The organism is Mucilaginibacter sp. KACC 22063 (assembly GCF_028736115.1).
Classification (GTDB): domain Bacteria; phylum Bacteroidota; class Bacteroidia; order Sphingobacteriales; family Sphingobacteriaceae; genus Mucilaginibacter.
In genome coordinates, this window is sequence record NZ_CP117877.1 from 1,338,356 (window position 1) to 1,351,019 (window position 12,664).

10 protein-coding genes are annotated in these 12,664 nt (G+C 41.7%); 3 read left to right on the top strand and 7 right to left on the bottom strand.

The genetic code is table 11. From position 1 onward, the window contains the following. Positions 1–53 precede the first annotated feature (53 nt). The gene (locus PQ461_RS05975; protein ID WP_274302455.1) at positions 54–2,504 is read right to left on the bottom strand and encodes a DUF5686 and carboxypeptidase regulatory-like domain-containing protein; all 2,451 of its coding nucleotides are present in this window, start codon (positions 2,502–2,504) and stop codon (positions 54–56) included. A gap of 178 nt (positions 2,505–2,682) precedes the next feature. Continuing rightward, positions 2,683–4,692, bottom strand: a complete 2,010-nt coding sequence (gene ligA / locus PQ461_RS05980) for an NAD-dependent DNA ligase LigA (RefSeq protein WP_274302456.1) — start codon at positions 4,690–4,692, stop codon at positions 2,683–2,685. 127 nt (positions 4,693–4,819) lie between these two features. Here ligA and PQ461_RS05985 point away from each other — a divergent pair, with 127 nt between their 5' ends. Both PQ461_RS05985 and PQ461_RS05990 read left to right on the top strand, forming a co-directional pair. Continuing rightward, the gene (locus tag PQ461_RS05985) at positions 4,820–5,914 is read left to right on the top strand and encodes an AI-2E family transporter (protein ID WP_274302457.1); all 1,095 of its coding nucleotides are present in this window, start codon (positions 4,820–4,822) and stop codon (positions 5,912–5,914) included. A 446-nt stretch (positions 5,915–6,360) separates the two neighbouring features. Next, the gene (locus PQ461_RS05990; RefSeq protein ID WP_274302458.1) at positions 6,361–7,308 is read left to right on the top strand and encodes an MBL fold metallo-hydrolase; all 948 of its coding nucleotides are present in this window, start codon (positions 6,361–6,363) and stop codon (positions 7,306–7,308) included. Here PQ461_RS05990 and PQ461_RS05995 read toward each other — a convergent pair. The 3 genes from PQ461_RS05995 to PQ461_RS06005 are packed head-to-tail and all read right to left on the bottom strand — an operon-like array spanning position 7,303 to position 9,207. Beyond that, positions 7,303–7,596 (bottom strand): nucleotidyltransferase family protein, encoded by a 294-nt coding sequence (locus PQ461_RS05995; RefSeq protein WP_274302459.1) that lies wholly within the window; start codon positions 7,594–7,596, stop codon positions 7,303–7,305. The genes PQ461_RS05990 and PQ461_RS05995 overlap by 6 nt on opposite strands. After that, positions 7,593–8,015 carry a nucleotidyltransferase substrate binding protein gene (locus PQ461_RS06000; RefSeq protein ID WP_274302460.1) on the bottom strand — a complete coding sequence of 141 codons (423 nt, stop codon included), beginning with the start codon at positions 8,013–8,015 and terminating at the stop codon, positions 7,593–7,595. Before PQ461_RS06000 ends, PQ461_RS05995 begins: the two co-directional genes overlap by 4 nt. Before the next feature lie 19 nt (positions 8,016–8,034). Beyond that, positions 8,035–9,207: an MFS transporter gene (locus PQ461_RS06005; RefSeq protein WP_274302461.1), complete on the bottom strand. Its 1,173-nt coding sequence runs from the start codon at positions 9,205–9,207 to the stop codon at positions 8,035–8,037. 89 nt (positions 9,208–9,296) lie between these two features. Here PQ461_RS06005 and PQ461_RS06010 point away from each other — a divergent pair, with 89 nt between their 5' ends. After that, positions 9,297–10,151, top strand: a complete 855-nt coding sequence (locus tag PQ461_RS06010) for a pirin family protein (RefSeq protein WP_274302462.1) — start codon at positions 9,297–9,299, stop codon at positions 10,149–10,151. A 7-nt stretch (positions 10,152–10,158) separates the two neighbouring features. Here the strand turns inward: PQ461_RS06010 and argH are convergent, their stop codons facing one another. Continuing rightward, the gene (gene argH / locus PQ461_RS06015) at positions 10,159–11,493 is read right to left on the bottom strand and encodes an argininosuccinate lyase (RefSeq protein WP_274302463.1); all 1,335 of its coding nucleotides are present in this window, start codon (positions 11,491–11,493) and stop codon (positions 10,159–10,161) included. 72 nt (positions 11,494–11,565) lie between these two features. Beyond that, positions 11,566–12,486 (bottom strand): DUF72 domain-containing protein, encoded by a 921-nt coding sequence (locus tag PQ461_RS06020; RefSeq protein WP_274302464.1) that lies wholly within the window; start codon positions 12,484–12,486, stop codon positions 11,566–11,568. Positions 12,487–12,664 lie beyond the last annotated feature (178 nt).

Below are 12,664 nucleotides of genomic sequence, written 5' to 3' on the forward strand. Positions count from 1 at the left end.
AGCGGCTAATTTATGACTTTTAGACTATGCAAACCGATACAAGTTGTAACAATTTAAGGAAAGCTAAAGCCAATTTTAAGGCCCGAATCGAGTCGCTTGGTTCCGCTGAACGATAAGCCGTACATTAGCCTGATACCAAAGTATTGCGCACCAAAACCAATTTCATAATAGTTTTTAAGTGTGGGTGTGGCCAGGTAATTAAAGTCTACGATTTCCTGCAACTTAAGCTTGCGTATCAGCGGTACGTTGTTTAAGATGTAGCCCATAAAATTATGCTCTAAATGTGCCTCGAAGTATTTATCCGGTGTACTGAAGTTATAAAGCGGGAGCAAAAGAAAACGGTTAGGTGCTATGCGATAACCAAAGCCCTCGTTACCCAGGAAATGGACATAATCAGGATAGTAAATCTGTTTTGCGGTCAGAAACTTTCCCGCACCAATGTAAAAGCCCGACAGGCCATATACACCCATTGGAATATTGCTTTTAGAAACACTTGCAGTTAACAGGTCATAGTCGGCATCTGAGCCAAATACATTACTGATCGCTTTGGTATAGCTTACCTCAACCGTAGGATATTTTGATGGCATATAATACCGGCCGCTTGGATAAGTAACGTACTTATTGCTGAAATTATAGCTTGTAGTAATATTTACCTTAAATGATTGGTTGCGCGGAAACAGCGGCACGTCCAGATCGGGCTGTAAAGGGTTGTTAGACGTGTATTGTTTTTGGGTATGGAAGAAACTGAAATTTGATGAATTAGGATACCACTCCCTGTCAGCATATTCTGTAGAAACACTACCAAGCCAGCCGCCGGTTATGCGGCGGGATAATGATAAACCTGCAAAACGCTTCTCATACAGCTTCTGTAGGTTTCTGCGGCGGATCAAACTGTTAAATGTATTTGAGAGCACACTTGCCGGATAAAGGTTATTCATATCCGTCATGTCGGTGCCTACGTTAAAGCCCAAATTAGCAAGCCCAATTGGAACGTTGCCGTTCACATTGGCGTTGAATAAATGATTGCTGAAGCCGTATCTGATATTAGGGCTAATGCGCAGGTATTTATTAGTAATGGTATCTATCTTTTTTAGATACGACATCTGATAATTGATGGCGAAGCCTTCTACCGTGTTGTAGAGCAGGGTAGTAGGTAACGGTGCAAAAGTGATAAACTCATTTTTGGTACGATGCCTGATCAATACGCCGGTCAGCAATATCTTTCCGGGTGTGATACGATTGTTGACACTATCAAGTGAATCCAGGTATGGTTTAGATTCGCGTTTGGCAGCTAACACCGCTTTTTTACTATAGTCGGTAACTTCTTCAGATGTGAGCGGAACCGGGCGCTGTTGTTTCCAGTAAGTGGAGTCTTTTTTATTGACACCGACAGGGACGCGCATTAACTCTTCAAACTCTTTTTTATTAATTTTCGGATCAAGGTTATAATCGCGGTATACCGCTAAAAAATAACCGCCAAATTTAAACCCAAACAAGCCGCCCGTAAAATCAAACTTTATGGACGCAGGCATCCAGTTCTTTTTGCCAACAGGCATGTACTGTTCGCTTATTTTTAGCGTGTCGACAATGTTAAGATTGGCGCTCTTAGTGATTTGCAGATCGAAACTGTTGATGCGCCAGCTATCATCAATAATATAGATCATCCCGCTAAAAACCGGTTCAAAGCTGTGTTTAGGTATTACTTGTATCTTGTTGATGGTTTCACCGTTTTCTTCCGTTGTGCCCAGCCATTTGTAGTTGTAATAGTTTAATGCATTATCAGCTATAGGTGATATCAAAGGCCTGTTACTAATACCCTGGTAAGCCTGGAAGTTTTCATAAAGGTTTACCTTGATTTCCCCGGCACGGTTAAAGCTGAAGGCCCGGTTACTGCCAGATACTTTTGATGACAGCATTTCCTCATGCACCAGATCGGGTTTCATCACAGTAAGTTTTGATTCAGATTCTGAAAGGTAAACAATCCCTTTACGGTTAGAATCAAGCCCGATTTGCTTAGCCATATTATCAATATTCTGCCCAAGGAATTTTTTGGGTGCGCCTAATGATCTTTGCAAACCTTTCAGATAAACTTCGCAGGTATAGGCATCTACCTCGTTAAGGTAAGTTTTGCGTTTGCGTATGGCTTTACGAATGATGGCATAGGCCGGATCTTCGCCGCCAGCACGTACAATGACATCTTTAAGCTGATAAGCCGCTGTGTTAAGCTGAACGTTTACCGTTAGGTTTTCGGTAAGGTCTATCTCGCGGCCCTGCTGCTGAAAGCCGATGGCTTTATATAGTATTTCGTATTTACCTTTTGGTAGCTGCAATTTATAATTGCCCTCACTGTTTGCAGATGTGCCGCGTGTGGTGTTGCGTATTAGTACACTTGCAAACGGAATGGGCTTATCGTTATCGTCGGTTATGGTGCCGCTAATAGTTATCTGCGACCAGGCTGTAATTGAGAAAAGGGAAAGGGCTAATAAAAATAGGCTAAACCTCATGCATTAGGGATTTCCCTAAAGATGCGATTAAATGTCATAATAATGTAATGCAGGACGTTAAATTTTGTTAAACAAATAACATCTGAATACTACGTCTGATTTATAAGCTGTAATAGTAGCGACAGAAAATCTTCTGTCGCTACAGCTATATGATGCGAGGTTATTTAATGCTTCCTAATTAAATCATACCCAACAATTCTTCATCACTAATAATCGGAATATTTAATTTTGTAGCTTTTTCCAGTTTTGACGGACCCATATTATCCCCGGCTACTAAGTAATTCAATTTAGCTGAAATGCTGCTGAGGATTTTTCCGCCGTTCTGTTCAATAATTTCTTTTAATTCTTCGCGGGAACGTTCAAACGTACCTGAAATGATGAAAGTTTTACCGGCAAGTTTATCACTTTGTAATACCACTTCTTTTTCTTCGGCAGCAAATTGCAGTCCCTGTTTTTGTAATTTAACAATTTCTTCGCGGTGCTTTTCGCCTTCAAAATATTCGATGAGGCTATGGGCAATACGTTCACCTATTTCATCAACAGCGGTTAACTCTTCAAAAGTTGCAGCCTGTAGTTTCTCTACTGTTTTAAAATGTGCTACAAGCTTACGCGCTACCGTTTCGCCGATATAGCGTATACCCAAGCCAAATAAAACTTTTTCAAATGGTTGCTGCTTTGATTTTTCGATACCTGCCAGCATGTTCTGGATCGACTTTTCGCCAAAACGTTCCATCTGTTTAAGGTCGTCATAATGCTTATGCAGATCATATATATCACTGATGTGCTTCAGGAAGCCCCGCTGATATAATGTTTCAATAGTTTCATCGCCAAGGCCGTCAATATCCATTGCTTTGCGGCCCACAAAGTGCTGCATTTTACTTACAATCTGCGGTGGGCAACCTTCGTCGTTAGGGCAATAAAAGGCAGCTTCGCCTTCTTTGCGTTCTAACTGGGTGCCGCAAACCGGACAATGCGTTACATACTCAACCGGTTTAGCATCTGCTTTGCGTTTTGCAGTATTTACACTGATGATCTTTGGAATGATCTCACCGCCTTTCTCTACATACACAGAATCGCCTTCATGTAAATCAAGGCGCAATATTTCATTAGCATTATGCAGGGTGGCGCGCTTAACCGTTGTACCAGCTAATAAAACAGGTTTAAGGTTAGCCACCGGAGTTACAGCGCCGGTACGGCCTACGTTATAAACCACGCTTTCTAAGATGGTTTCTGCCTGTTCGGCTTTGTATTTATAGGAAATTGCCCAGCGAGGTACTTTGGCCGTAAAGCCAAGTTCTTCCTGCTGCGCATAACTGTTTACTTTGATAACGATACCATCAATATCGAACGAAAGGTCAAAACGGCGTTCTTCCCAATAACTGATAAAGGCCAATACTTCATGAATATCTTTACAAAGCTTGTTATGCTCACTTACATGAAATCCCCAGCTTTTAACGGCTTGCAGGCTATCCCAATGTGTTTTAAATACTTGTTTTTCGGTGTAAAGAAAATACAGAAAGCAATCTAAAGGGCGGCGTGCTACCTCGGCCGAGTCCTGCAGCTTCATAGTTCCTGAGGCAAAGTTTCGTGGGTTAGCATACGGCATTTCGCCGTTTTCAATTCTTTCGTTATTTAAACGCTCAAAAGCTTTGCGGTGCATAAAAACTTCGCCCCTTATTTCAAACATATCAGGGTAGCTGCCATGCGAAAGCTTTTTAGGCACGCTGTGTATAGTGCGAACATTTGTGGTTACATCATCGCCTTCAACGCCGTTTCCACGCGTAACGGCGCGTGCAAGCTGACCGTTTTCATAAGTCATGCTCATGGAAAGCCCGTCGAACTTTAGCTCACATACATATTCAAAATTGTCGCCGATTGCTTTGCGTATGCGCTGGTCAAAATCAAGTAACTCCTGCTCGTTGTAAGTATTTCCTAAGGAAAGCATCGGCCAGCGGTGCTTTACCGTCTTAAATTCTTTCGTAATTTCACCGCCTACGCGCTGTGTTGGCGACTCCGGATCGGCAAATTGAGGATGTTCTTTCTCCAGAGCAGCCAGTTCTTTTAGCTTTATATCAAAGTCGTAATCTGATATAACAGGTTGAGCCAAAACATAATAGTTGTAATTATGCTGTTTAAGTTCGGCAGTAAGGGTTTCAATTAGTTGTTTGGTTTGCTGTTCGGCTGACATGCTAACGAAGATAGTGATGTTTATAATTACAAGCCAACTATGCCTGTCATGTTATCCGCAAAAACATTAGCGTAACATTTGTGTTGAAATTGCGATATTCAGCCTATAGCTACTAATATATTTTAATATGATTGCAAAACTTACTGCACTGCCGTTTTACGCTAAATTATCATTAACCCTGGTTGGTCTGATAGCATTAGGTTTTCTGATCATTGCCGGAAAAGATGTGCTTGACCCGCTGATGTTCGGCTTCTTGTTTGCCATCCTGTTATTACCGGTATCAAACTTTTTCGAACGTAAATGCAGGCTGCCACGCAGCGCCGGTGCGTTTTTATCCATATTGTTATTCGTGTTTCTTGTAGGCGGTATCATGTACCTGGTAGCCACACAAATATCTCGCCTTGCAGACGACTGGCCGATGCTTAAAAAGCAGATAGACCAGTCAACAGCAGATGCGCAAGGATGGATCCAGTCTACATTTCATATGAATATGGACAAGCAGATGGACTATATCCACAGCACAACATCCAAGCTGATGTCGTCTGGTACTTCGGTTATAGGGCATACGTTTTTGTCTGTATCAGGCATGCTGTTGTTCTTTGCCTTTATTATCATTTTTACCTTCCTGATCATGTTTTACCGCAAATTGCTGTTTCAGTTTGTATTAAAAGCATTTGGTGATGAGCATGAAGATACCGTTCATGATATTGCAGAAAATGTACAATCCATTTTAAGGCAGTATATTTTAGGCCTGTTGCTGGAGATGGTTATTGTAGCAGGTATTGCCTGCACTGTGTTTTGGATAGTAGGTATACGTTATGCAGCCTTACTTGGTATCATAACAGGCTTGTTTAACATTATTCCGTATGTAGGTATATTTACGGCACTGGCTTTAAGTACGCTGATCACGTTTGCTACCGGCGCATTAACAAAAGCCCTTATTGTTGCAATAAGCGTGATTGCCATACACGCTGTTGACGCAAATGTGCTTTTACCGATCATTGTAGGATCAAAGGTTAGATTGAATGCACTGATCACATTTTTGGGTATATTACTTGGAGAAATGTTGTGGGGACTGTCTGGTATGTTCCTGTCTATACCCACAATTGCGATTATGAAAATTATATTTGACCGCATAGAAAGCCTTAAACCATGGGGGTATTTACTGGGCGGAGATTATGAGTATAAAAAATCGGCCGAGAAAAAAATGAAAACCGAATAAATATTATTTCTCATAAAGAAATATGTTAATCTTTATTATATAGATTTTCTATATTGTTTATATGGCGATATTTTATTAATATAAAGGAAATAGAATTATTTTTTAAGATTATATTTTAAATAATTATAATTAATATTATAATTTTGGGGACCCTAATTATCTAATAAATGGTTACCCAAATGGATATGCCCCTGATTCAGCGGGCAAATCAATACCCCGTATGCAAACGGTGTAAGTGTCAAATGGATACACGTATCCGGCGCAGTGCGTTTGTTAAAAATGTGTTGTTCTGGCTCCCATTAAAAAAGTATTTCTGCACAAGTTGCTTAAAAGGCAGGTATGTGATGGACAAATACAATATATACAGCAACTATCCTCAGTAATTGTAAGTAAGTATTTAAGAGTTGGTGTAAATAATTTATTTTGCAGATAAATTGTTGTGCTAAATGGTATACTTACGTCGTATTGCTGCTTTTATTTTTTGCCTTTTATCATTAAGGTCAACGGCTCAAAATTCTTTTAAACTTGTACCGCTTGGCGTTTTGGGTGGAGCAGATGAAAGCAACTTATCCGCTTACATGCTGGCCCCGGCCGGTTCAAATAATTTCATATGCCTTGATGCCGGTACCCTGCACGCAGGTATAGAAAAGGCAATAGCCAACAAAGTATTCAGCGGAACTCCCGAGCATATATTAAGGCAATACATCAAGGGTTATTTTATCTCTCATTCGCATCTCGACCATTTAGCGGGTATGGTAATAAACGCACCCGATGATACAGTTAAAAATATTTACGGATTAAAAGATTGTCTTAAAGTTTTGCAGACGCATTACTTTACGTGGGAAAGCTGGGCAAATTTTACCGACGCAGGCGAAGCGCCAGCTTTAAAAAAGTTTCATTACCAGGAACTAACTCCAGGTGAAGAAATGGCCGTACCAAACACAGAAATGTCGGTAACGGCGTTCCCGTTAAGTCATTCAAACCTTACCAGTACAGCATTTCTTGTAAAATCAAAAAATAGTTATGTGCTTTACTTAGGGGATACCGGTGCAGATGAAATCGAAAAAAGTACCAATATGCATAAGCTTTGGGAGGCGGTTGCCCCTTTAATAAAATCAAAAACCCTTAAAGCAATCATGATCGAGACTTCGTTCCCTAACGAAGTACCAGATAAAAGCTTGTTCGGTCATTTTACCCCAAAGTGGTTAATGAAAGAGTTTGACAATCTGAGCTTACTTACAAGTAAAGATGAACTTAAAGGACTCAACGTTATTGTCACTCACCTTAAATTGCCCTATAGTAACACTGTGAAAATTAAACAGCAGCTAAAGGCCGAAAACAAACTGCAATTAAATCTGATCTACCCGCAGCAAGGCAAGGCATTGAATTTATAAGGGTTGGCCAATTCTTTCGATATGTTCTAACAAGTCGGCGTTGGAGATGTGATGGTAAATTGAAAGGTCGATTTTCTGAGGTAAAAGCAAGTCGTCCAGCATGATTGCTAATTTATTCAGATCCTGTAAAACGAGCTGGTCGCCTTTAAGTGTGATATCAATATCTGATGCTGATTTATAATTCCCTTTAGCCCTGGATCCGTATACAATAATCTCTTCTACTTTTGGATTAGTTGTTATTGTTTGCCTGATTTTTTCAATCACCTCATTTGATAAGCCGAACTTCATAGATCTAATGCTTGCTGATTGAAGCCTGTTAATTTAAGCTCAAGTTCTTTAAACAGTTTAAAATATACTTCTATAACGGCATCAGCTATTTCATCAGCAGTATCTTCATTATATGAATGTGAAGTAAGATTACGGCTTTTAAGCATGTCCATCCACTTTTCGCCATCAGTAATCAGATTTGCCCTAAACGCTTCACGGATTACATCACGCGAGCCCGCCATGTTTAATATTCCCTGATATTCGAGGTAATCCTTTAGCGTAGTCCACCCTAATTCATAAGTATACTCAAATGCTTTGATAAGGCCCTGCTCTTCAAGGTCAGATAAATCATTTTTAGTCACGAAACGCTCAAGTTGTGCAAGAGCTTTTTTGTAATTAGAAAAGCGCTGTTTCCAGCGTATATCTTCGTTAAAACTCATAATTTTCTATACAAATATATCAATTATCAAGCTTAGCCCTGGTGGCCAATATTGTTACGCACGAACCCATGATGGCAATGAAAGTGAATGATGCCCTTAGCGTAAATGCGCCTGCTAAAAAGCCAATGGTAGGCGGCCCGATCAGGAAACCTACAAAGCTAATTGTAGATACGGCTGCAATTGCTGTACCTGCCGACATTGTTTTTGATTTACCTGCTGCACTGTAAACCAGCGGAACAACTGAAGATACGCCAAACCCAACTAATAGAAAACCGATAATAGCCGTGATGAGGTGAGGAAATGCCACTGCCACTGCCAGGCCGGTAGCTGTAAGTGCACCGCTAAGTTGCAAAGTGCGTTTAAGCCCGAATTTATGCGCAAACCAGTCGGCAATAAAGCGCCCCGATGCCATAGTAAGCATAAATGCGGTATAACCTGCGCCTATCCAGGCTTTATCAGCCATGATGATCTTTTTAAAATAGATCACGCTCCAGTCAAACATAGCCCCCTCACATATCATAGAACAAAAGCCGATAAGGCCAAGCTTGATCAGCGAGCGGTCTGGCATTATGAAGGCCGGTGTTTCAGCGTTTTTATTACGGTCGTTATGCAGGTTTTTCCAGCATAAAATAACAGCTGCCGTAGTTATTGATGCAATGATTGTGAAGTGATAGATGGGCGCAATGCTTTTAGCGATCATAAAAGTACCTATACCTGCGCCAGCAAAACCTGCAAGACTCCACAACCCATGGAAGGATGCCATAATAGGCTTAGTGTATAGTTTTTCAGTAGCAATGGCCTGCGTATTTACAGCAATATTGGTCATGTTACCTGCAAAGCCAAAACATACCAGTATTACGATAAGATAAAAAACCTGGTTTACACTGCCAAGGCCAATCAGGGCAACAGCATAAATAATTAATGCAACAGAGAGCATGCGGCGGCTTCCGATTTTATTTACCAGCCATCCAGAAACGGGTAACGAAATCATCAACCCCGTAGGCAACGCAAGTAGCACGCCCCCTAAAGCAGCATCGTTAAGAGAAAGCTTTTGTTGTATAGTTGCTATACGCGATGCCCAGCTGGCAAAGCACAAGCCAGCCATAAAAAACATGGCGCCAACCGCCGCACGTATAATTTTAGCTTTAAAAGTTTTTGCACGAGTATAAGCCGCATTAGTTTCGCTTTGCATAATTTTGCTTAGTTGTTACAAAAATACATTTACTTAAACTTGGTTTTACTGTTATTGAAACAATACAACCAATAAATAATTAAGCTTTTATGGCACAAGTAGTAAAAATCTATAAGGCTGTTGATGCACACATGGGCGACCTGATCACCTATCGTGCTTTACCGACACAATATATCGATTACATTGATCCTTTTTTGTTTTTAAATCATCATGGCCCGCAGGTGTATAAACCGCATAACCGTGGACTACCTTTCGGCCCACACCCGCACAGGGGTATGGAAACCGTTACTTTCATGATCGACGGTGATATCTCGCATAAAGATAACAGCGGGCACGAAAGCGTGATTGGTTCAGGCGGTATACAGTACATGCGTGCAGGTCGCGGTGTTATCCACTCTGAAGTATCGTCGGATGAATTTAAGCAAAATGGCGGTCCGCTCGAAATTTTGCAGCTATGGCTTAACCTGCCTGCCCGTTTAAAAATGTCGGAGCCTTTTTATATCGGTAAGCAAAAGGAAGAGATACCGGTAGTGAAATCAGATGATGGAAGGGTAGAGGCAGACCTGATCTTCGGTGATTGGGATGGACAAAAAGCCGCACTCGAATCTGAAACCGGGTTGCATTTCAACGTAATCAGATTTCAGCCGGAAGGAAAGATTACTATTACTGTACCGGCGGGGAACAATATTTTCTTTTACGTTGTGCGTGGCGAGGTAACAGCCAACGGTACAGCAGTTAAAGCTTTGCACCTGGCAGAATTTGATACCACTGGCGGCGAACTCACTTTGTCGGCAGATACAGAAAGTATTGTGCTATTTGGTTATGCACATCCATTTAACGAGCCTATAGTTGCCCAAGGCCCGTTTGTAATGAATACCGAACAGGAAATAGTTGAAGCTTATCGCGACTATCAGATGGGAAAATTCGGCGACTGGCAGCATTAAGCCGCCTTTAGCTTACTAAATCGTTTATCGCCTGCTGCACTTTATCAAAATTAAAGCTTTGCAGCATGGCGTTCATGTTAGCTACAATTTTATCGTTGTTCAGGTTGCCTATACTGCCTTCGTGCGTGTGATTCACTTCTTTAGCCGGGTCAAATTCGCCGCGCTCGATGGCTAAGCCAACTTGCTTATAAGCATCACGGAATGGTGTTCCGCTTAACACCAGGCGGTTCACTTCGTCAACACTGAACAGATAAGTATATTTCGGGTCGTTAAGGATATCTGTTTTAACGGTGACATGCTGCAGCATAAAGGTAGCCATCTCCAGGCATTGGCGAAGCTCGGCAAATGCCGGGAACAGCAATTCTTTTAATAACTGCATTTCGCGGTGATAGCCTGATGGTAAGTTGGTGGTCATCATTGCTACATCATTTGGCAATGCCTGCAAGCGGTTGCAGCGGCCACGCATAATTTCCCAAACGTCCGGGTTTTTTTTGTGCGGCATAATGCTTGATCCGGTTGTAAGATTTGCAGGATAGCTTACAAATGCAAAGTTCTGGCTAAGGTAAAGCACCTGGTCCATAGCCATACGGCCCAGTGTAGCTGCAACAGCAGATATAGCCTGTGCAATAATGCGTTCGGTTTTACCACGGCCCATTTGTGCATAAACTACATTATAGTTCAAATCTTCAAAACCTAAAAGGTTTGTTGTAAGCGTACGGTTAAGCGGAAAGGAAGACCCATAACCGGCAGCAGAACCAAGCGGATTTTTATTGGTGATATTCCAAGCCGCACGTACAAGCTCAAGGTCATCAACCAGGCTTTCTGCATACGCGCCAAACCATAAACCAAAGGACGATGGCATAGCTACCTGTAAATGGGTGTAGCCGGGTAATAATACATCCTTATGTTTTTCGCTTAGTTCGATCAGCAATTCAAACAATTGGTGGGTTGCCTCAACTGTTTGCTGTAACTCGTTCCGAAAAAAAAGTTTAAGGTCTACCAGCACCTGGTCATTACGAGAGCGACCGCTATGTATTTTTTTACCGGCATCGCCAATACGGCGGGTAAGCAGCAGTTCAACCTGCGAGTGTACGTCCTCCACATCAGCTTCAATCAGGAAATCCCCGTTTTGTACCTGCTGGTAAATAGTTTTCAATTCCTGCTGTACTTTTTCAAGGTCCTCGTCTTCAAGCAAACCAATGGTATTAAGCATACGGGTATGCGCCAATGATCCTAAAACATCAAAAGCTGCCATCTGGTTGTCTAACTCGCGGTCTTTACCTACGGTAAACTGATCTACCAGCTGATTTACATCCGTATCTTTTTGCCAAAGTTTGCTCATGTTGCAAAGATGTAAAAAAGGTTTGAGAGACAATAATCAAGATTAAACACTTCAATCCTTACGGTTGAAAAACTAAAATAACGTAGGAGGTTCGTCATTAAGAAAATGCGGCCGGCGAATATTGGTTCCCAATGTGGCATTCAGTTTCTCAATGGTGTAGTCGGCCAGTTCGGGCGAGTAGCGCTCATTGTGCTGGTGCATGAAGAACCAAAGCGACTGCAATCCTTCATCAGCCCATTTTTTAATACGCTCCACCCATTCATCAACACGGGTGTAATCGGTTGGGATTAAGCCATTGCCCACATAACGGATAAAAGCATGTGGCGTTGGCAGATTCATATGTACACAATCGCGGCGGCCGGTTGCATCAGTAATCACCGACCCGATATTGAGGTCGTGTAATAACTTAAAAATATCCTTGTCTGTGCCTGCTGTGTTAAACCATTCTTTGTGCCTTACCTCCACGTATACGGGTACATCGGTAGGTAAGTGTTCCAGGTAGGCTTTGAGTTCGGGATAACTTTTCGGTGTAAAGTTATCGCTCAATTGCAAAAACAAGGGGCCAAGCTTATCGCCGAAAGCCAGTATTCCGTTGTAAAATTGAGTAGTAACCTCTTCAGCATTTTTTAAGCGGCGTATGTGGCTAATGCTTTGCGAAAACTTGGGGCAAAATTTAAAATGCGGATTAGCTTGTGCCTTCTCTGCCCACTTAGCTATGGTTTCGGGCGGGTAAACGTTATAGAAAGTGGCATTCAGTTCAATAGAATCAAAGTGCTTTACATATTCGTCCAGGAAATTAGCTTCTTTGGTTTTGGGCGGATAGATTTGGCCAACCCATTCTTTTCTTCCCCATTTGGCACACCCCACATAAGCCTGTAAAGGCTTATTGTTTTTGTTTTCCTTTAATGTTTTTGCGGTTAAAGCGGTATCGGGCGGTAAAATAAAATGATCATGTAGTAAGCCTTGTGCATCCTCAACTTTCCCAAATTCCATATCCTGATTTTAAAAACATGAAGATACTGGTTTGCAACTGATTTATACAATAGGCATGTAGCTTTGCCCTAATATTTAGCTTCACCCCAATATTCTGCCTCACCCCAACCCTCTCCAAAGGAGAGGGACTCATAAACTTATGCAATGTTCAGAAATTAAAGTCCTCTCTCCTCCGCAG